The organism is Marinobacterium litorale DSM 23545 (assembly GCF_000428985.1).
In the GTDB taxonomy this organism is placed as follows: Bacteria; Pseudomonadota; Gammaproteobacteria; order Pseudomonadales; family Balneatricaceae; genus Marinobacterium_D; species Marinobacterium_D litorale.
On sequence record NZ_KE386830.1, the window covers coordinates 18,879 to 39,691 of the forward strand.

Here is a 20,813-nt window from a genome sequence, read left to right on the forward strand (position 1 = left end):
GCGCCCGTAGCTCAGCTGGATAGAGTACCTGGCTACGAACCAGGCGGTCAGAGGTTCGAATCCTCTCGGGCGCGCCACTGATACCCTCCTAAAAAGGCCTGAGCGCCAAAACGATTCCCAGATCGATCATGAAATTCATCATCAAGCTGTTTCCCGAAATTACTATCAAAAGTCGCCCTGTGCGTAAGCGCCTGATTGCGCGTCTGCAGAACAATATGCAGATTATCCTGGCGCGAATCGAACCCAGCGTTAAGGTCAGTGGCTGCTGGGATAAGCTCGAGGTTGTGTTTGACCCCGACGAGGGGGCTGACAAAGCTCAGGTACGAGACTCTCTGGTCGATGCCATGGCTCGGATTCCGGGCATTCATGCATTTCTGGAGGTTGACCAGTATCCGCTTGGCGATTTTCACCAGGTGTTCGAGTTAACCCGCGATGCCTATTCGGAACGACTGAAAGGGAAAACCTTCAAGGTTCGTGTGCGTCGGGCCGGTAAACATGATTTTACCTCCGTGGAACTTGAGCGTTATGTCGGGGGAGGTTTGCGCCAGCATACCCAGGCGGCGGGTGTGGATGTTCACAAGCCGGAAGTGTGGGTGGATCTGGAGGTCCGTGATCAGCAGCTGTTTATTGTGACTCGGAGTCACAAGGGCCTGGGCGGTTATCCGCTGGGAACCCAGGAGCCGGTGCTGTCGTTGATTTCCGGCGGGTTTGACTCCGTTGTGTCATCTTGGATGACGATGCGGCGGGGATGCAAAACGCACTTCCTGTTTTTCAATCTCGGCGGTTATGCCCATGAGATTGGTGTTAAACAGGTTTCTCTGCACCTGTGGAAGCGCTACGGCGCCTCGGCACGCGTTAAGTTCGTGACAGTTCCTTTCGAAGAAGTGGTCGGTGAAATACTGCAAAGTGTTCATCACTCCCACATGGGCGTAGTGTTAAAACGGATGATGATGCGGGCTGCGGATCAGGTGGCGGACCGGATGAAAATATCCGCGTTGGTTACTGGTGAAAGCGTGGCTCAGGTATCCAGTCAGACGCTTCCCAACCTCAGCCTGATCGATGCTGTGTCCGAGCATCTGGTATTGCGGCCACTGATCACCATGGATAAGCCCGATATTATTGAGATCAGTCGCGATATTGGCGCGTTCGAGTTTGCCAGTGCCATGCCCGAGTTTTGTGGGGTTATTTCCGATAAGCCGACCACTGCCGCAAGAAAGGAGCGGGTGGAGCAGGAGGAAGCTGAGTTCGATTTTGAGGTGTTGGATCGGGCCGTGGCCGATGCCGAAGTGATTTCGATTGATGAGATCGTGGAAAATCACAACATAAACGCTGAAATCGAGGCGTTAACCCGGGTGGCGGATAACCAGATTATTATCGATATTCGGCCGCCGCAGGAGGAAGAAAAGAAGCCCCTCAATCTGCCCGGTTGTGACATTATGAAGGTTCCTTTTTACAAGCTTGAGCAGGTTGCCGAGGGACTGGATCCCCGCAAAGAGTACCTGCTCTATTGTGCGAAAGGTGTTATGAGTCAGATGCATGCCCAGCACCTGACGGAAAAAGGATATCCCAACTTCAGGATTTATCGACCAGCCGCTCAATGAGCGGCTTTTTTATGCCCGCGTGATGGGATATGGTGCGGTGTGATGCCTTGGGATAGAAATCTGCAGGTTGTTGTGTTTTGTAAAAAAATTACAGATTGTCGACAATGTTGCTTTTACCTAGGCGGTATGCGATAGAATAGAGCGCGCGATTACGTTGCTTTACGTCTTTTTGGCATTCAGGCGCCGTAATCGGTTCATCTGTCCACCGAAAACCTGCTGAAAATTACGCAGGTTGTGCGGCCAAAAGCTGCCGATGGGCTAACGGGTAAAGAACTGAACAGGAGCACCCACAGATGGATAATCTGCTATCAGAAGGCCTGACCTTAATGGTCTTCGGTATGGGTTTCGTCTTTGTCTTTCTGACACTGCTGGTGATCACCACCAGTCTTATGTCAAAACTGGCGACCAAGTATGCGCCGGCCCCCGCCGTTAAAGTGTCGCCGAAGCGTTCTACCCCCAGTACGGGTGGTGCTGCACAGGCAGGTGCGAATAACGACGAACTGATCGCCGTCATGACGGCTGCTATCCACAAATATCGCTCCTGAGAGCGTGTTGAATAATCATAAACGAGATTGAGATAAGGCCAATCCCATGTCCGACGCTAAAAAAGCACTAGGCATAACCGACGTCGTACTGCGTGATGCGCATCAGTCCCTGTTTGCAACTCGCATGCGACTGGACGATATGCTGCCCATCGCGGAGAAACTCGACAAGGTCGGTTACTGGTCCCTGGAAAGCTGGGGCGGTGCAACCTTCGATTCCTGCATCCGTTATCTGGGTGAAGACCCATGGGTTCGTATTCGCGAGCTCAAGGCTGCCATGCCCAATACCCGTCAGCAGATGCTGCTCCGTGGTCAAAACCTGCTGGGTTATCGTCATTACGCAGACGATGTCGTTGAAAAGTTTGTAGAACGCGCAGCGACCAGTGGTGTCGATGTGTTCCGAATTTTCGACGCGATGAACGATCCGCGTAACCTGGAAACTGCGATCAAGGCGGTGAAAGAGACCGGTAAGCATGCCCAGGGGACAATTTCCTACACCACCAGCCCGGTTCACACCGTTGAAATGTGGGTCGAGTACGCACGTACGCTGGAGGAAATGGGCGCCGATTCCATTGCGATCAAGGATATGTCCGGCGTACTGACGCCGTATGCGGCCTTTGATCTCATTTCTCGTCTCAAGGCTCAGACCGGCCTCGAGGTTCAGTTCCACGCCCATGCGACAGCCGGGCTGTCCGACATGACGATCCTCAAGGCAGTCGAAGCCGGTGTTGATCGTGTCGATACAGCGATCTCTTCCATGTCGATGACCTACGGGCATACTGCGACCGAATCGGTTGTTGCTGCGCTGCAGGGGACCGACCGTGATACCGGCCTTGATCTGATTCAGCTTGAAGAGATTGCAGCGTACTTCCGTGAAGTGCGCAAGAAATACGCGAAGTTCGAGGGCTCCCTGCGTGGCACTGACTCTCGCATACTGGTGGCTCAGGTGCCGGGCGGCATGCTGACCAACATGGAGAGCCAGCTCAAGGAGCAGGGCGCGGCGGATAAGTTCGACGAAGTTCTCGCCGAAATTCCCAAGGTGCGCAAGGATCTGGGGTACATTCCGCTGGTTACGCCGACCTCTCAGATTGTTGGCACCCAGGCGGTTATCAACGTGCTGATGGGGGAGCGCTATAAAACTATCTCCAAAGAGGTCCAGGGTGTCCTCAAGGGTGAATATGGCGCAGCGCCGGCACCGTTTAACGAAGAGCTTCAGGCGCGTGTTCTGGATGGCGGTGAACCGATCACCTGTCGTCCCGCCGATATGCTCGAACCTGAAATGGACAAGCTGCGCACCGAACTCAAGCAGCTGGCGTCCGAGAAAGGTATCAAGCTGGAGCAGGGCGAACGTGAAATCGATGACGTTCTGACCTATGCACTGTTCCCGCAAATCGGCCTGAAATTCCTGGAAAACCGCGGCAATCCTGACGCCTTTGAACCCGCACCGACGCTTGAGGACGCTAAAGCCATGTCTGCACCGAAAAAATCTGGACCGGAAGTCTATACCATCACTGTCAATGGCCAGAACTATGTTGTTCAGGTTACTGAAGGCGGTGATATCTCCAATGTGGCACCGGCTGCGCCTGCAGCGGCACCGGCGGCCTCAGCTCCGGCCGCGGGCCCGGGTGAGGAAGTTCCTGCGCCGCTGGCCGGCAATATCTGGAAAGTATTGGTCAGCCCCGGTCAGTCTGTTCAGGAAGGTGATGTACTGGTCATTCTGGAAGCGATGAAGATGGAAACCGAAGTGCGCGCAGCTCGCGCTGGCTCCATTGTGTCCGTCGATGTGAAAGAAGGCGATGCCGTCCAGGTTGGCGATTCGCTCGTCACTCTGGGTTGATTCCGCAAAAGGTGTGAGTAATGGATAAACTACTCGAGCTTTGGCTGGCGTCGGGCATCTACAACATCAGCTTCGGGCAGGCGCTGATGATGGTGATCGGGTTGGTGCTGCTCTATCTTGCGATCCGCAAGAACTTCGAGCCGCTGCTGCTGGTCCCGATCGGTTTCGGCGGTATTCTTGCGAATATCCCCGAGGCCGGCCTGGCGTTTTCCGCTGTTGAAAACGCGATCCACTTTGCCAAGCCGGAGGTGCTAAGCGCACTGGCGGGGGCGCTGGGTGTGGAAGGAACCGATCCTTATGCAATTCTGCAGGGCTATAAGGTTGCTTCTCACTCTGTTCACACGGCCGCAACGGATATTGCGCTCGATGCCGGCTATAACAACGGCATGCTGTATAACTTCTATCTGGTGGCTATCGCATCCGGCGCGGCTCCGCTGATCATCTTCATGGGCGTCGGTGCTATGACGGATTTTGGTCCGTTGCTGGCCAATCCGAAGACCCTGTTCCTGGGGGCGGCCGCGCAGTTCGGTATTTTTGCGACCGTACTGGGGGCTGTGGGTCTGAGCATGACAGGGGTTATGGACTTCTCGATTCAGGACGCGGCTGCAATCGGCATTATCGGTGGTGCGGATGGTCCCACAGCGATCTACGTGGCGAGCCTCTTGTCACCGCATCTGTTGGGTGCAATCGCCGTAGCGGCATATTCCTATATGGCGCTGGTGCCGATGATTCAGCCGCCGATCATGCGTGCCTTGACGTCCGAGGCAGAGCGTAAGATCAAAATGCATCAGCTGCGTCCGGTATCAAAGACGGAAAAGATCGTATTCCCGATTCTGTTGTTGATGCTGGTTGCGCTTCTGCTGCCGGATGCGGCCCCGCTGCTGGGGATGTTCTGTTTCGGTAACCTGATGCGTGAGTGTGGTGTGGTCGATCGTCTGAGCGATACTGCACAGAATGCGTTGATCAATATCGTGACCATCTTCCTGGGGCTTTCCGTAGGCTCCAAGTTGTCTGCAGATAAGTTCCTGGACCTGGAAACTCTGGGTATCCTGGTGCTGGGTGTTATCGCGTTTGGTATCGGTACAGCCTGTGGCGTCCTGATGGCGAAGCTGCTTAACAAGCTGGAAGGCGGCAACGCGATCAACCCGCTGATTGGTTCCGCCGGTGTATCGGCGGTGCCGATGGCTGCACGCGTATCCAACAAAATTGGCCTGGAAGCTAACCCGCAGAACTTCCTGCTGATGCATGCCATGGGGCCCAATGTGGCCGGTGTTATCGGCTCGGCAGTTGCGGCAGGCGTGATGATCAAGTTTGTTGGCTAAGCGCTGAAGACCATCACAGGTAAATAAAAAAACCGCGGCCGTCTGGCTGCGGTTTTTTTGTGTCTGCCTGGGAGGTACTTAGCTATTGCTGGCTGCGAGGACTTCAAGGTGGGTCAGCACGCAGAAGGCCAGTGCTACCGGGTTGTAGCCACCCTCCAAGACCGAGACTACACGGCCCTTCGAGAAACGCCCGGCCACCTCCAGAATACGTTCTGTAACCCAGGCGTAGTCCTCTTCCTCCAGGTTAAGGTCCGCCATCGGGTCCTCGCGGTGAGCATCAAACCCGGCAGATATAAAGATCATATCGGGTTTATGCTGCTCCAGAGCAGGCATCCAGCGCTCAATAACCGCCTTTCGCCACTCACTGGCAGGGCCGTGAGCCTTCAGTGGGCAGTTGATGATGTTAGGACGGTCGATCTCTGTATAACGTTCGGGGTAATAGGGGTGCTGAAAGGTCGAGCACACCAAAACGTCCGGTCGATTCTGAAATATATCGACGGTGCCGTTGCAGTGGTGAACATCGAAATCCAGTATGGCAACGCGCTCGATGCCCTCCTGCTCGAGAGCATGGGCGGCAGCGACAGCCACATTGTTATAAAAACAGAATCCCATGGCGGCTTTATATTCGGCATGGTGGCCTGGAGGGCGGACCGCCACAAAGGCATTGTCCACCTCGCCGCTGAGAACTTTTTCTGTAGCCAGCACCGCCCCGCCTGCGGCCAGGCTGGCGGCATGGAGTGAGTCGGGACAGAGGGCGGTATCCTCGTCGGCATAAACCACCCCTTCTTCCGGAAGTTTCATCTCCAGACGTTTTTGGTGCAGTTCGGCATGTACGCGGGTGATCTGTTCTGAGGTGACATGGGGGGCCTCGAACTGGATCAGTTGTTCGATCAGCCCCGTGCGCTCCAATACGCGGCGGATGGCGTGTAGCCGAATCGGGCTCTCCGGGTGCTCCGGTCCCATATTGTGGAGGCTGCAGTCTTGATGACTGATAAATGCTGTTGTCATTATCGTTTCTATACTCCCATCTGCCGACATTCTAGGTGAAAACATCCGTCGCTCACCTTAGGCGATGGTCTAGTGTCGGTCTTTCGACTAGGTTATGTCATCAGCGAGGGCATCGATAGTCCCAAGCTTGATCCAGATCATGCACTCTGGCAGCGATCTCTTTTATGCTTCTAGTCACAGCATAGAACTGTCTTTGGCACCGCGTGTTTTCACCCGACACCGGTGCCTTTTTCTTTTCCGCCGCAGATAAACGGTCCTCCGCTTTCTCCATCCTGCCATCACTCTGTATACTGCAGTTAAAACTGTCGAACAGCCGTTTGCTGTAGCAAGGTATATCAGGATCCGTGGCGCCGCCCAGAATTAACTACGCTGATAAGAAGGTATTGCTCGTCGATAGCAGCGGGAATATGCGCTCGACGATCTTTTACATGCTACGTGAGTTGGGCGTAGTGAATCTGCGTGCCATGACGGTGAGTGATCGCGTGCTTGAATTAGTGCGTGAGGAGTCTTTTGACATTATCTTGCTTGGCCATAACAGCAGTGACGCCGTATCGGGTATTCAGCTGTTGGAAGAGGCCAGGTACCGGGGCTATATTCGCCCCACGGCGGGTTGGATTTTCATGACGTCCGATGCGTCGCAGGAAGTCGTTTTGCACGCAATCGACAGCCACCCCGATGATCTTCTTACCAAACCGTTTTCGGTTGATGAGCTCAAGCAGCGTCTCGATCAACTGGTTATACGTAAGCAGCGTCTGTATTCAGTGGAGCAGGCGATCGAGATCGGAGACCTGGAAGCGGCGGTCGAGGGGTGTGATGACATACCGCGAACGGATTTTTGCTACGAACAGGCACAGCGAGTCAGGGCTCAGTGTCTCATGGATCTGGGGCGTGCTCAGGAGGCTTATGATGAGCTGGAGCGGCAGTTCTGGCAGCTGGAGGACAAAGAAGCAGGTCTGTTGATGGCACGTGCTCTCTACCAGCTTGATCGGCTGCACGATGCGGAGGAGTTGCTGTCGGGTTTGATTGACAACTACCCGCTGTTGATAGCCGCCTATGATCTGCTTGCCAGGGTGCATGAACGCAACGGGCAGCTCCACAGCGCCAGGGATACTTTACGCGAGGCAACGCAAAAGGCGCCGCTGGGTATTCCGCGACAGATGGAGCTAGGTCGGATTGCAACACAAACTGATGAGCTCGAGATGGCGGAGGGCGCCTACCGTCGCTCCATTATTCTGGGTCGGCATAGCTGTTTTCGGTCACCCGAGCCCTACCTGCGCCTGGCCAATATTCGGCGACTGGAGATGCGTGGGGCAGACTCTCGTCAGGTGATTGAGCTACGTAATGAGCTTGATATTTTGCTCAATAATGCGGAGTTCAGTTTTCCCAGGGACCCGGCTCTGAAAGTGCGGACAGCGCTCTTGCGCAGTCAGGTGGCGCATGATTTGGCAGAACCCGAGGAAGCGAGTCGCTTGATGCGCGAGGCTCAGAGCCGCAACCGCGAACTCGAAACTCCTCTGGACCTTCAGCGTGAAGAGTTGATTCTAAGCGGTGATAAGGTACCGATGCTTGAGCCTGAGGCAGATGCCGGCCGTCTGACGTCGGCGAAGCAAGCGCATCGCGACCAGGCCATGGCGGCCAAGGTCAATCGACTGGGTATCAAACACTACATGGCAGGCAAGTATTCCCAGGCTATTCGCTACTTCGGTTTGGCGGTGGAGTACGATCCCAGTTTCCCCGCCGCACAGCTCAACCTAGCTCAGCTCTACTTCGAGAGCGCGCGGGATGGCTCGGCGCGTCGTGAGGAGCGCCTGAAAATGGTTGACCGATACCTTCGGCTGACCGAGCGTCTGCAACTCAGTGCCGCTGAGCGCGCCCGGCTGAACCAGTTTAAAGCCTATCGCAAAGAGCCTGTCGAGATGTTGCCAGAGGGTAGTCTCGGCGCTCTGTTACGCTAAACGAAGTGATCCACCAGGGGCCAAGGCCTAATCTATAGGAGCACTGGCATTGGAAGCTATTCATCCTGTCGCGGAATTGGTCGGTATCATATTTTCGCTGTTGCTGACGGCGCTTATTGTTTATCAGGTCTCACGACGAAGCGGCTTGCCTTTTACTGTACTGCTGGTGCTGACCGGTATCTCGATTACGTTTTTAAGTGGTCAGTTTCCTGCGTTGGCAAACATTGAGAAAGCAGTGAGTATCTCTCCTGACCTGATCCTCTATGTGTTTCTTCCGACGTTGATCTTCGAGTCGAGTTACGGCCTGGATGCGCGCCAGTTAAGGCGCAATGCGGCGCAGGTTCTAACCCTGGCGATACCGGGTCTATTGCTCTCAACAGCCTTGATCGGTGTCATCGTCTGGAAGGCTCTCGGTGTAGATCTGAGTGCAGCTCTCCTTATCGGTGCAATCCTCAGCGCGACTGATCCCGTTGCGGTCGTTGCGCTGTTTCGACAGATCGGTGCGCCTGCGCGTCTGTCGACGTTGATAGAAGGGGAAAGTCTGTTCAACGATGCCACCGCCCTCGTACTTTCCAAGATCTTGTTGGGGTTTATTGCGACAGGTGTTCTAACCGGTGGTGAGCTGCAAAGTAGTATCTTGGATTTTTTCGTGTTGTTCTTTGGCGGATTGTCATTCGGTGTTGTCGTCGGTTATTTGAGTGGAGAGCTCATCGGCTGGCTCGATTCCGATCCAATTCTTGAGATCGGATTAACGATTGTCCTGGCTTACCTGGCGTTTTTGACGGCAGAAGAGCTGCTTCATCTCAGTGGCATTATGGCGACGCTGGGCGTGGGATTGACCCTGGGTACCTGGGGCCGCTTGCGAATAGCCAGCACGGTCAGGGGGTATCTGGAACAGTTCTGGAGTGTGCTTGCGTTCACGGCAAACGCTTTGCTGTTTTTGTTGCTGGGGATGCAGGTCAGTCTGCCCCAGTTACTGTCTGTTTGGGACCTGGTCTTGTGGGTGATTCTGGCCATGCTGGTGTCCCGGGGGTTGGTCATCTTCGGGTTGCTGCCTTTGGTGGATAAATTACCGAAGCTGGAGCCGGTGGGCCCGGGATACCGCTTTATTATGTTTTGGGGAGGGCTTCGTGGCGCGATCGCCCTGGCTATCGTGCTGAGCTTGCCCGAGTCCTCCTTTAAAGATCTGTTCATTGCTCTGGTAACGGGGGCGGTTCTGTTTACGCTGCTGGCGCAGGGATTGACGATCAAGCCTGTCATGGGGCTGCTTAAACTGGACCGTTTGCCTCTGGCGGACCGGTTATCGCTTATCGAACGCGACTTGACCGCCCATCGTCGTGCCATAGAGCGGTTGCCAGAGCTTCAGCGTGGTGGGCTGTTCTCCAGCCGAGTGGCTCATCGTCTTAACTTACGTAGCCAGCAGGCTATCGCTGACGCCAGAGAACGGATTGATCAGTTGCGCCGACAACAGCTGACCGAGGATCAGGAGTTCAACCTGTTCTTCTTACGTGCTTTGGCGGAAGAGAAGGCACACTACAATACGATGTTCGATAATGGCCATCTAAGCGAGTCTACCACCCGCCGGTTATTGACGATTCTTGAACATCAAACCGATACGTTGCGCTATGAGCACGGTTTTCACCAGGTGAACGGCCATCGTCAATATGAATACATAGAGCATTGGCTGTACCGACTACTTGGGGGGAGCTCGTTGTTTCACGGGTTGGTGGAGCGGATACGGATTTCACATATCGGCCACTATTACGAGATGGCCTGGGGGCACTTTCAGGGAAGTAATCATGTTATCAATTCGTTGGAGCGCCTGGCGGGGTTGGAGTCCACACCGACCTCTATCGTAAAGCGCGTTCTGGGCCATTATCGCCACTGGAACCGGTTGGCCGCGGAGAAACTGCAGCGCTTAAATCATGACTTTCCGGAGTTTGCGCTGCTGACTCAGGAGCGGCTCGGCAAACGCATCGTTTTACTGGCCGAGCTGGAAACCACGCGAGAACAGGCATCTTTGGGAACCATCCCCAAGGGGTTGGCTGAGGAGATCGAGGAGGGCCTGCAGAAGCGTTTGAAGGCGTTGCGTGGTCAGGTGGTTCAGAAGTTTCATGATGACCCTGTGCAGCTGCTGGCTCGCGTGCCGCTCTTTTCTCAGCTACCGACCAGGCTGCTGCGGCTTGTGGCGCAGAGCTGTGAGGCTGTGACATTGGAAAAGCATGAATATTTGATTCGACAGGGCAGTCAGAATGATAGGCTTTATATCGTCAGTCGTGGCAGTATTCGCCTGCAAAGTCACAATCAGGGGGAGGAACGCAGGCTAAGTACCCTTATTGCCGGTGATTCATTTGGCGAGTCTGCTCTGCTGGGGGAGGGCCATCCGGATATCTCCGTAGTCGCCCAGACGCCGGCCCGGCTGTATATGTTAAGCCGTTCCCGGTTGCAGCACTTGATGGGACAGGATAGGGAATTAAATCAGTTGTTACTGGACAGCAACGCAAAACAGCGGGAGATTCACTTGGCCTCCCCACCAGGACTCGAACCTGGATCTAACCCTTAGGAGGGGTTTGTTCTATCCATTGAACTATGGGGAGCCGGCGCGCATTGTAACGAGAAAAGGGAGTTGTAACCAGTCGCTGGGCTCAGGCCTTGCCGATACGGCTCTGGGTGGCGAAATTGTTGCGCTGGCCAGAGCTGCCATACAGTTCGCTTTTCTGATTTTTGCCCTGAAGCAGGCTTAGCATGCGGTCGGTGTTTTCCTGGCCACGACGGACCAGTTGTTGGTTAATCAGGCTGGCGCGCTGTGTTTTCTCAAGCGCTTGCGATAATTGCTGCCACTGTTGATGAACGGTACGACCCTGCTCATCGGGCAAGCTGGCGATGTAAGCCTCGAGGCCTTCTGCAGAAAGAGCAACACCTTGGTTGCTGAGTAGGGTATGGCGTGCGTTGAAGTTGTTCTGGATATCGTCGAGCAGAGAGGCTTTCTCTTCGTTGATCGCGACGATGCCCTCCAGATCACGCTTTTCCAGAGAACGACGTTCTTGGTCCAGCAGTTCATCCAAACGCACAAGCAGTGCCGTGCCCTGATCAATCAGGGCTAGCAGCTGCGGAACGGGCTCTGAAGCGCTCATCGGTTATGGGCGGGTCTCAGTTAAACAGTGATTCGAAGTTCAGCATACCTTGCGCAACGCGCCCGGCATCCACTTTGTACTCACCGCTGTCGATAGCCTGCTTGAGCTGGGCTACACGATCGCTGTTCACTTCCGGCTCGGATCTGACATCCTGCGCCGCGCTCTGGATAGCCTGTGCAGCATCACTGATCTTGACGGTATCAGTGGCTCCCTGATTGACCGATGGCTGCTGAGCATTGCCCGCACCGCCGGTCGGGGTGGCGTTGTTCTGCTGCTCATTGTTGACCCGGTTGCCGCGTCCTCCGCTACCCTGTGTGGAGGAGAGGCCGGGAAGATCGATTGCCATCTCACATACCTCTTATCTGTTACGGGTAAGGGTATCGGTCATCCGGAACAAAACTTTAGTATTTTTGCGAAAGTTTTTTATCGACGTCAGTAAGTCGGTATTCAACCCTCTTGCTGTGCAACAGTATAGAGGGAGTGAGCAGTATTGGCCATGGGGTCAGGGGATCGATACCACGCCAGGTGCCGTGACCAGTCCTCTCAGCTCTCGGCCGGAGCGCTGATTTTTCACATCGATCTGCTGATTGATGTGGCCATCTTCCAGTGCGATTCCTTTAGTGCGGATCAGCAAGGTGCCCCGGCGCACTTCAAGGGTGATCAGGTCCCCGCGGCGCACGGCAAGTGTCGCAGTCAGATCCCTTGGGCTGATGACTTCACCATTATCGATGGTTGTCCGCGCGCTTTGGCCCACCACATCCTGAAGTCGCGTATAATAGTCGCCGCGTAACCGGGTGACATCACGCTCCTGTAGAGTCAGAGCCTGACTATCGATACGTTCATCCCGGCTGATTGGACGATTGGCAACAACCAAAGCGGCAAATTGCTCCACCCGGGCTGTCACAAACAGGCTCCAGGCAGCAGGAGCCGTACAACTGACTTTAGCGGTTACACGGGCACCGTTGGCGAAGGGGAGCTCAATCAGCGGTGCCTGGGCGCAGGGAGTTAAAGAAAGTGTGCGGTTTATCGGGTTTACTGTTACGTTTACGCGACTGTCTGGTAATCTTGTCTGATAAACTTGCCGGATGGTCGACGCGACTGCGCTCTCTATGTCAGAGTTGAAGTCAGTGTCGGCAGATGCGTAGCCGAAAGGCGCAAGGGCAAGCAGGGTGGCCAGAGCGACCCAAACTGGTATAAAACTGAAGAAGCGTACGCCGGAGTCTTGGAAAGTTTTCAGGGCTTTGCAGTATGACATTACTACTCTGACCTCGGGGTTTAAGCGATCATGTCAGGTATCTTGGATAGTGTAAACCTACGCACACAGATGGTGGGGCAGAACCGTCTGGAGCTATTGCTTTTCGGACTTGAGACGTCCCAGCGCTATGGGATTAACGTGTTTAAAGTACGTGAAGTGCTGCAGTGCCCCGAGTTGACGGAGGTTCCCCGCCAAACCACTGCCATAAAAGGTATGGCGCATATCCGTGGGGAAACGATCCCGGTGCTGGATTTGTCCGAGGCGATCGGACGTCGACCGATCCCGGAGGATGAGCAGCGCAAGTGCTTCCTGATCGTTGCAGAATACAATCGGCGCACACTGGCGTTCCTGGTACGCAAGGTTGATCGTATCTTCAATACTCAGTGGGACCAGATTATGGCACCGCCCACAGAGATCGGGTCGGAGAACTATCTGACAGCGGTCTTTGAGCATGAAGGTAAACTGATCGAAATTCTCGACGTGGAACAGATTCTCGCAGATCTTTATCCGATGGCAACGGATGTCAGCGAGGATGTGGCGAACAGTGAAGTGCGTCAGCAGGCTCATCAGCATCACGTCCTGATCGTCGATGATTCGGCCGTGGCCCGGAATCAGATGCAGCGCTCCCTGGAAAGCCTCGGAGTGAAAGTAACAGCGGCCAATAACGGCAAGCAGGCTTGGGATCTGCTTCGCGGTATGGCTGAAAAAGGGATCGATGTTGAGAAGGCCTTCCTGATGGTGATCTCCGATATCGAGATGCCGGAAATGGATGGCTACACATTGACCGCCATGATTCGCGAAGATACACGCACACAGCGAATGCATGTGGTGCTGCATACCTCGCTCAGCGGCGGTTTTAACGTTTCTATGGTCAAAAAGGTTGGCGCGGATGGCTTCCTGGCCAAGTTCAACCCGAACGACCTCGCATCGGTTGTCGTCAACCGGATCAATCAGGTATCCCAGAAGAGTTAATGGCCGTATAACGTGAACCAGGGATTTCGGATTACGGCGGATGATTTCCGTCAGTTCAGCGCGTTTCTTGAGGATAGCTGCGGCATTCTGCTTGCTGAACACAAGCAGTATCTTGTGCAGAGTCGTCTGGGCAAGATCATGAAAGAACAGGGTTGCGAATCCCTCAGTCAGCTGGTGGATCGTCTGCGGCGCCCCGGTGGCAATACGCTCAAGGAGAGCGTGATCAACGCCATGACCACCAACGAAACACTCTGGTTTCGAGATATACACCCCTACGAGATTCTGGCTAAGCGCTTATTGCCGGAGTTGTCTGAAAATGCACGCCGGCAAAAACTGCGTATCTGGTCCGCGGCCTGTTCGACCGGGCAGGAGCCCTACTCGATCAGTATGGTAATCGATGAGTTCAAGCGAACTCATCCGGGCGTGTTGGCCGGTGGTGAAGAGATTCTGGCCACCGATATTTCGACGCAGGTCCTGCAGCAGGCTCAGCGGGGCGAGTATGAGATGCTCGCGCTCGGGCGTGGGTTGTCTCAGGAACGCCTGAAAAAGTACTTTATCTCGGCAGATGCCGGATGTTGGCGTATACGTCCGGAAATCAAGTCGCGCGTTCGTTTTCAGAGCTTGAACCTGCTGGGCCAGTACTCCTCTTTGGGCCAGTTTGATGTGATCTTTTGCCGTAACGTGCTGATCTATTTCTCATCCGATGTGAAACTGGAAATCCTGCGCAAGATGCGTCGGCAGCTTCGTCCCGGTGGCTACCTGTTACTGGGCGCCTCCGAGTCACTGTCGGGGCTGTCTGATATCTACAAAATGATCCATTGCCGTCCAGGCATTATCTACCAGGCGATCTGATTCCTTGCCGGCGGCAATGCCGGCGCCGGTTTGCCTTCTTCTTTGCCGCTTTTAGCGGAACAGCTTTGCCGCTCCAACCCGCCTTAAATCCATATAGAGCCCGTAAATAAAGGGGTGCTCTGTTATGGCATGCCGATTGCTTTCTCAAGTACGGAACGTATCGGGAGATTGGCGATGGCTATTAATTTCGACTCAGCACTGGGAATTCACGAGGATGCCATGCTCCTGCGGGCGCGTCGTGCGGAGGTGTTGGCCAATAATATCGCCAATGCGGATACGCCGGGCTTCAAGGCGCGTGACTTTGACTTTGAGTCAATGCTGCGCGATGCCCAGGGGCCCGGTGATGAGTTCGATGTGGATCTGGTACAGACACAACCGGGACATGCGGATGAGTTTCTGAGTCCTGATTTTGCGGCGGAGCTGATGTTCAGAAATCCCCAGCAACCCTCCGTAGATGGTAACACCGTAGAGGTGCAGCAGGAGATGGCTCGCTACACCGACAACGCTATTCGCTATCAGGTGTCGTTTGACCGGTTGAGCAGCAAGTTCAAAGGGCTTACCAACGCAATTAAGGGTGAATAAATATGTCTCTCTCTAACGTATTCGGAATTGCAGGCTCGGCCATGAATGCACAAAGCATTCGCTTGAATACGACTGCGAGCAACCTGGCCAATGCCGAGAGCATCAGCTCCAGCGAGGGAGAAACCTATCGCGCACGCAAGCCTGTTTTCGCGGTTCAGGCGCCGACAGAGGATCATTACAGGGCTGCCGAGGCCGGTGCCGTTCCTGGCCAGGGCGTCGAAGTGAAGGGCATTGTCGAAAGCGATGCGCCTCTGCGCATGGTGTATGAGCCCAATCATCCAATGTCTGATGAGAACGGCTATATCTACTACCCCAATGTGAATGTGGTTGAAGAGATGGCAGATATGATCTCCGCCTCCCGCTCTTTTCAGATCAATACGGAGATCATGAACACCGCAAAGCAGATGTTGCAGCGTACGCTGACACTGGGGCAATAAGCGGCCTTGAATGAGAGGTTAGTGCCATGAGCACAATCAACGGTACTGGCAACAGCCAGAACATATACGAGCAGATCAACCAAAAGAACCAGAACAGTGCTACGGAGACCAGTAAAGCCTCCGAGGACAGTCAGATGTTCATGAAGTTGATGATTGCTCAGCTTCAGAACCAGGATCCGACCAACCCGGCGGACACCACGGATTTCATGCAGCAGATCTCGAGCATGAGTAACGTGGAGAGCATCAACAACCTGGCGAGCACAGTTGAAGATATGAGCAACTCCCTGCTCAGTAGTCAGGCTGCATTGCAGGCCTCTTCAATGGTGGGACAGACAGTGTTTGCTGAAGGGGGCGATAAAACCCTGTATCAGGACGGCTCCTATGCCCGCGGGTTGGTGTCGCTGGAGTCCAGTGCCTCCAACGTGACCATCGAGATCTACGATAACGCCGGCACATTGGTCTCCAGTAATAATATGGGGAACCTTGAGGCGGGTGATCATGACTTTGTTTGGGGTGGAGAAGGCTGGGCCGCAGGGGATTACTCTGTCGTTGCTAAGACCACCACCGCGGACGGCACAAAAGAGCTTCCGGTTTTCACCGGCCAAACCGTTAATAGCGTAACGCTGGGTCAGAACGGCGTGGGTATGAAGGTCAACACCGACATCGGCTCCCTGAGCATCGACGAAATACGTCAGATCGGTTAAGCGAGGATATAGAAAATGGCAGGTTTTAACACGGCCGTAACCGGCCTGAAGTCAGCGACCACGCTGCTCGACGTGGCGGGTAACAACATCGCCAACTCCAGTACCGTTGGTTTCAAATCTTCGCGTACGGAGTTTGGGGATATCTATGCAACAGCTGTTGTGGGTGCCGGTTCCAGTAATACTCCTGGGTCTGGTGTCACGGTTACTGATATCGCTCAGGACTTCAGTGGTGGTACTATTGAATTTACGAATAGTAACCTTGATCTAGCAATCAACGGCTCTGGCTTTTTTCAGCTAAAAGACGCGAATGGTAACGTGTCGTATACACGCGCAGGTGCTTTTGAGCTAGATAAGGACGGTTTTATTGTCAGTAAAAATGGCAAGAACCTTCAAGGCTACGGCTTGGATGCGCAGGGAAATGTATTGCCTCCTCGGGATCTTTCTGTCTCTCAAAAAGAAAGCCCTCCTAAGGCAACAGAACAAATTGATTTGTCATTTAACATCAATGATAACGAGGATGCATCCGAACTGGATTTGGTTTTTGATAAAACAAACCCGAATTCATATACATATTCTACTACGGTAGGTACGTATGACAGCTTAGGTAACGAAAATAGTATTCGCTTCTATTTTGCTGAGCAGCAGGCGATTCGAGAGGTTTATCAGTATTCAATTGATAATGGTTCGGGGTCTTTTACCGCGGCTACTTTCGACGCAACTCCTGCAGCAACGGCTGATGCTTCGTTTGGAACAGGTGCCGATGAAGTTACATTGTCCGGTTTTAATATGGCAATGAATAGTGATGGTACAACCTTTGCTAATGCCACTGTAACTCCTGGGCAAGATACTGCTGATACGGACACTTTATATTGGGACGTTACTACAGCAACAGATGATGGAAATGGAAATATATATTATCAGCTTACTGAAGAGTCTCAAAAGAAGCTGAGCGAAAGTTTTGAGAACGGCGGTGATCCTAGAATTGACTTGAGTACCTTCGTTTTGAATGGTGCTACCGGGTCGATTTCATATGAAACTTATGCCGAATATACTGAATATGGTGACTTCGCAGTTACTGTCGCTGGTGTGGAGATCGATAGTATTCTTAGTGAGTCAGACTCGACTCGAGAGGCGAACGAGCTCCAATACTTTCAACTTGATCCGTCTAAGTTTACGTCAGGGACTGATGGGGATCAGCTGGGGGAAACATTTGTAATTTCCTTCGGGAATGTTGATATTACTTTAGATAGTAAGCTCACATATGAGGAAGCGATATCAACGATCACAAGCTATGAGCAGCAGATAATCGACGGTAACCCGGGCCTTCAATCCATCGAATATAATTCTCTTCAGGATAGAGTTGAAGTTAAATGGGCTGCCGAGGAAGGTAATATAGATAATGATGAGTTAGATTTTCCTGTTATATCTGGGACGTTGGCTAATGCTCCTTTTATTGGATTGAATACTACAACAGGCGTAGTTGATCTCGTTGAGATTAATAAAGGTGATAACAGTTTTGTTGGCTCTTACAGAACGTATGCATTTTTGAATGATGAAGTACAGCTTGATATTGGCAAACTCCCTGATCCTGGGACGGGCACAGGAGCCGCTGGTGAAAGTGCTGTCGGGCCGATTATGCTTGGCTTTAATTCAACCACCGGTGTTTTGGATACAGTAAACGGGATAGAGGTATCTGGTGCGGGGGCTGCGCCAACGTTGACTATTTTGGGCGCCGATCCAGCGAACCCAGAAGATACTATCTTAGATTCGGATACTGATAATAGAGCCGGCATTCAGTTAGACTTCACTGGGTCTACCCAGTTTGCATCTGACTCTATAGTAAAAAGCCAGCAGCAGGACGGATATGCGAAAGGCGATTTGATCGGGGTTACTTTCTCAGAAAATGGTCAAATGGTCGCTAGCTTTAGTAACGGCCAGCTAAGTGAGTTAGGGCTGGTCGCGATCGCAACGTTCGAAAACCAAGATGGTCTGCAACCTGCGGGTGATACAGAATGGGTGGCGACGCTTGACTCAGGTGGTGCCATCCTCAACCCGCCGGGAACCGGTTTGAACGGTACGCTGCGCTCGGCAGCTCTGGAACAGTCCAACGTGGATCTGTCCGCAGAGTTGGTGAAGCTGATCGAAGGGCAGCGTAACTTCCAGGCGAACTCCAAAACGCTGGAAACGCTTAATACCGTGACTCAGGCGATTCTCCAGATCTAAGGATCGTCGCTCTACCAGTTAAGATCTTCCTCTCGCCGGACTCGCTAAAAGTGAGTCCGGCGTCTCTGTTTCTATTTGGTGGCACGCCAATTGCTTCTTTTATGTAAACGCCGCTAAAGCGGCAAGCGTTTACCGAAGGAGTACCCATGGATAAGTTGTTGTACGTTTCCATGACCGGCGCGCGTGAAAACATGCACGCGCAGCAGGTCCACGCCAACAACCTGGCAAACGCCACGACGACTGGCTTCAAGGCCGATATGGAGCAGGCACGGGCCATGCGTGTTTTGGGTGATGGCTACGAATCCCGTGTTTATTCCATGAGCGAACGCCCGGCCACGGATGCATCGTCAGGCACTCTGATCTCTACAGGGCGTAACCTCGATGTGGCGGTGGCGGGAGATGGCTGGATTGCAGTGGTCGGTCCCAATGGGCAAGAGGCTTATACCCGCAGTGGCAACCTGCAGATCAATGCCGCTAATCAGTTGGTGACGGGCAGCGGTTTGCCGGTGCTGGGTGCCGGAGGGGCTCCAATAGTGATTCCCCCGGCGGAGCAGGTCGAAATCACCAATGATGGTGCCATCAGTATACGTCCGATGGGAGACCCGGCCTCGGAGCTGGCCCGCATTGATCAGATCAAGCTGGTGAATCCGGATCAGCCGCTGTTTAAAGGCCAGGATGGACTCATGCACGCCGACAATTTTCAGCCGCTGGATGCTGATCCGAACGTGGGGCTTCGTTCCGGATATCTCGAATCGAGCAATGTGAATGCGGTGGGTGAAATGACCTCGATTATCAACCTGTCACGGCAGTTTGAAGTGCAGGTCAAACTGATGAAAACCGCTGAGGAAAACTCCAGTGCGGCCGCCAATATCTTACAACTTAGCTGATAAGGGGATCTATTCATGAACGGAGCTCTCCATGTAGCCAAAACCGGGTTGAGTGCACAGGATACCCAGCTAAAGGTTATTTCAAACAACCTAGCGAACGTCAGTACCGTTGGCTTCAAAAAGGACCGGGCTGTCTTTGAAGATCTGCTGTACCAGGTTCAACGTCAGCCCGGTGCCGACACGGCGGCTGATTCTCAGTTGCCCTCAGGGTTGCAACTCGGTAGTGGGGTGCGAACCGTCGGTACTCAGAAGTTGTTCCAGGAGGGTGATTTTCAGATCACCGATCAGTCGTTTGACGTGGCTATCAACGGGCGAGGCTTCCTGCAGGTCCAGCAACCCGACGGCACGATCGCCTACACCCGTAACGGCCAGCTTCATCTGGACGGTGAAAACCGCCTGGTGACGGCAGAAGGGTATCCACTGGAACCGGCTATCACCTTGCCTGAAGGTGTTCAAACCATGACCATCGGCAACGATGGGACGGTTTCGGTGATTACTGATGATCCACAGAACCCGGAAGAGCTTGGGCAGCTCGAGTTGGCTGACTTTGTTAACCCGCAGGGGCTGCAGGCGTTGGGGCAGAATCTGTTCCAGGAAACCGCCGCCAGTGGCGCACCGATTGTTGCTGTCCCCGGTGAAGATGGGACAGGGATCCTGCGTCAGGGTATGCTGGAGGGGTCTAACGTTAATGCCGTTGAAGAGCTGGTCAATATGATCACAACCCAGCGCGCCTATGAGATTAACTCCAAAGTGATCTCAACGGCAGACCAGATGTTGTCGTTCGTTACACAGCAGCTTTAATCGAATGAGAGGGTAGGGGGATGAGCCGTTTTTTCAACGCCGTGATAATGGGCATGGCTACTCTGGTGTTGGCGGGTTGCGTGAATAAGCCCCCAAAGCCGGATAATCCCTATTATGCGCCGGTAGAGCCTGCTCCGCAGCCCAATATGCAACCGGTGACCGGTTCTATCTATAACGCGGGTACGGCGATGAACCTGTACGGCGATGGTCGCGCCCATCGCGTCGGTGACATCATAACGGTCGAGTTGCAGGAAAGCACTCAGTCCTCGAAAAGCTCTTCCACCGCTGTGGATAAAACGAATTCGACCGAGGTTGGGGCAGGCTCCATTATGGGTCAGAACCTTTCGGTTTTCGGAAACCCGCTGTCTGCCTCACTCGGAAGTAGCAGTTCTTTTGCCGGTGATGGCAGTTCAGATATGAGTAACAGTCTCAGTGGCAGTATCACCGTGACTGTTCATGAAGTGCGTCCCAACGGGACTTTGCTGGTGCGTGGTGAAAAGTGGCTGACGCTTAACCAGGGCGATGAGTACATTCGCGTTAGTGGCTTTATCCGGCCGCAGGATATCAGTGAGGCAAACACTGTTCCCTCAACCAAGCTGGCGGATGCGCGGATCGCTTACAGTGGAACCGGCTCAGTCCATGAGTCCAATGTGATGGGTTGGTTGGCCCGCTTCTTTATCAGCCCGGTCTGGCCGTTCTGA

The 20,813-nt window shown here is 53.7% G+C and carries 19 protein-coding genes and 2 tRNA genes; 16 read left to right on the forward strand and 5 right to left on the reverse strand.

Annotated features, from left to right (window positions below; translation table 11 throughout):
* The 5 genes from G403_RS0121405 to G403_RS0121425 all read left to right on the forward strand — a co-directional run bounded on the left by G403_RS0121405 (position 1) and on the right by G403_RS0121425 (position 5,302).
* Positions 1-77, forward strand: a tRNA-Arg gene (locus G403_RS0121405).
* 51 nt (positions 78-128) lie between these two features.
* Entirely contained in the window at positions 129-1,601 is a 1,473-nt protein-coding gene (thiI, locus tag G403_RS0121410; protein ID WP_027855785.1) for a tRNA uracil 4-sulfurtransferase ThiI, read from the forward strand.
* A gap of 293 nt (positions 1,602-1,894) precedes the next feature.
* Complete coding sequence (locus G403_RS0121415) at positions 1,895-2,146, forward strand: OadG family protein (RefSeq protein ID WP_027855786.1); 252 nt, start codon at positions 1,895-1,897, stop codon at positions 2,144-2,146.
* A 46-nt stretch (positions 2,147-2,192) separates the two neighbouring features.
* Positions 2,193-3,980 carry a sodium-extruding oxaloacetate decarboxylase subunit alpha gene (gene oadA / locus G403_RS0121420; protein ID WP_027855787.1) on the forward strand — a complete coding sequence of 596 codons (1,788 nt, stop codon included), beginning with the start codon at positions 2,193-2,195 and terminating at the stop codon, positions 3,978-3,980.
* Positions 3,981-4,000: 20 nt separating this feature from the next.
* Positions 4,001-5,302, forward strand: a complete 1,302-nt coding sequence (locus G403_RS0121425) for a sodium ion-translocating decarboxylase subunit beta (protein WP_027855788.1) — start codon at positions 4,001-4,003, stop codon at positions 5,300-5,302.
* Positions 5,303-5,380: 78 nt separating this feature from the next.
* On the opposite strand, the gene G403_RS0121430 is transcribed toward G403_RS0121425, so the two are convergent.
* Positions 5,381-6,310 carry a histone deacetylase family protein gene (locus G403_RS0121430; RefSeq protein WP_027855789.1) on the reverse strand — a complete coding sequence of 310 codons (930 nt, stop codon included), beginning with the start codon at positions 6,308-6,310 and terminating at the stop codon, positions 5,381-5,383.
* A gap of 344 nt (positions 6,311-6,654) precedes the next feature.
* Here G403_RS0121430 and G403_RS0121435 point away from each other — a divergent pair, with 344 nt between their 5' ends.
* Entirely contained in the window at positions 6,655-8,265 is a 1,611-nt protein-coding gene (locus tag G403_RS0121435; RefSeq protein WP_027855790.1) for a tetratricopeptide repeat protein, read from the forward strand.
* Between the two features lie 100 nt (positions 8,266-8,365).
* Positions 8,366-10,828 carry a cation:proton antiporter gene (locus G403_RS25930; RefSeq protein WP_425411721.1) on the forward strand — a complete coding sequence of 821 codons (2,463 nt, stop codon included), beginning with the start codon at positions 8,366-8,368 and terminating at the stop codon, positions 10,826-10,828.
* On the opposite strand, the gene G403_RS0121450 is transcribed toward G403_RS25930, so the two are convergent.
* The 4 genes from G403_RS0121450 to flgA form a co-directional block, all read right to left on the reverse strand.
* Positions 10,788-10,862 (reverse strand) — tRNA-Arg (locus G403_RS0121450). The two genes, G403_RS25930 and G403_RS0121450, sit on opposite strands and share 41 nt — an antisense overlap.
* A 48-nt stretch (positions 10,863-10,910) precedes the next feature.
* Positions 10,911-11,399 (reverse strand): flagella synthesis protein FlgN, encoded by a 489-nt coding sequence (locus G403_RS0121455; RefSeq protein ID WP_027855792.1) that lies wholly within the window; start codon positions 11,397-11,399, stop codon positions 10,911-10,913.
* A gap of 16 nt (positions 11,400-11,415) precedes the next feature.
* Positions 11,416-11,745 (reverse strand): flagellar biosynthesis anti-sigma factor FlgM, encoded by a 330-nt coding sequence (gene flgM / locus G403_RS0121460; RefSeq protein WP_027855793.1) that lies wholly within the window; start codon positions 11,743-11,745, stop codon positions 11,416-11,418.
* A 156-nt stretch (positions 11,746-11,901) separates the two neighbouring features.
* Positions 11,902-12,654: a flagellar basal body P-ring formation chaperone FlgA gene (gene flgA, locus G403_RS25190; protein WP_084404149.1), complete on the reverse strand. Its 753-nt coding sequence runs from the start codon at positions 12,652-12,654 to the stop codon at positions 11,902-11,904.
* 30 nt (positions 12,655-12,684) lie between these two features.
* Here flgA and G403_RS0121470 point away from each other — a divergent pair, with 30 nt between their 5' ends.
* The 9 genes from G403_RS0121470 to flgH all read left to right on the forward strand — a co-directional run bounded on the left by G403_RS0121470 (position 12,685) and on the right by flgH (position 20,813).
* Positions 12,685-13,626 carry a chemotaxis protein CheV gene (locus G403_RS0121470; protein WP_027855795.1) on the forward strand — a complete coding sequence of 314 codons (942 nt, stop codon included), beginning with the start codon at positions 12,685-12,687 and terminating at the stop codon, positions 13,624-13,626.
* Positions 13,627-13,638: 12 nt separating this feature from the next.
* On the forward strand, positions 13,639-14,478 hold the full coding sequence (locus G403_RS0121475) for a CheR family methyltransferase (RefSeq protein ID WP_211232728.1): 840 nt from the start codon (positions 13,639-13,641) through the stop codon (positions 14,476-14,478).
* Between the two features lie 174 nt (positions 14,479-14,652).
* A complete protein-coding gene (flgB, locus tag G403_RS0121480) occupies positions 14,653-15,060 on the forward strand; it encodes a flagellar basal body rod protein FlgB (RefSeq protein WP_027855797.1) in 408 nt (135 codons plus the stop codon).
* 2 nt (positions 15,061-15,062) lie between these two features.
* Positions 15,063-15,497 (forward strand): flagellar basal body rod protein FlgC, encoded by a 435-nt coding sequence (gene flgC, locus G403_RS0121485; RefSeq protein ID WP_027855798.1) that lies wholly within the window; start codon positions 15,063-15,065, stop codon positions 15,495-15,497.
* A 26-nt stretch (positions 15,498-15,523) separates the two neighbouring features.
* Positions 15,524-16,201 (forward strand): flagellar hook capping FlgD N-terminal domain-containing protein, encoded by a 678-nt coding sequence (locus G403_RS0121490; protein ID WP_027855799.1) that lies wholly within the window; start codon positions 15,524-15,526, stop codon positions 16,199-16,201.
* A 15-nt stretch (positions 16,202-16,216) separates the two neighbouring features.
* Positions 16,217-18,424 (forward strand): flagellar hook-basal body complex protein, encoded by a 2,208-nt coding sequence (locus tag G403_RS0121495; protein ID WP_027855800.1) that lies wholly within the window; start codon positions 16,217-16,219, stop codon positions 18,422-18,424.
* 146 nt (positions 18,425-18,570) lie between these two features.
* Positions 18,571-19,311, forward strand: coding sequence for a flagellar basal-body rod protein FlgF (gene flgF, locus G403_RS0121500; protein ID WP_027855801.1), 741 nt, complete (start codon positions 18,571-18,573; stop codon positions 19,309-19,311).
* Between the two features lie 15 nt (positions 19,312-19,326).
* The gene (gene flgG / locus G403_RS0121505) at positions 19,327-20,112 is read left to right on the forward strand and encodes a flagellar basal-body rod protein FlgG (protein WP_027855802.1); all 786 of its coding nucleotides are present in this window, start codon (positions 19,327-19,329) and stop codon (positions 20,110-20,112) included.
* Between the two features lie 20 nt (positions 20,113-20,132).
* Complete coding sequence (gene flgH / locus G403_RS0121510) at positions 20,133-20,813, forward strand: flagellar basal body L-ring protein FlgH (RefSeq protein WP_027855803.1); 681 nt, start codon at positions 20,133-20,135, stop codon at positions 20,811-20,813.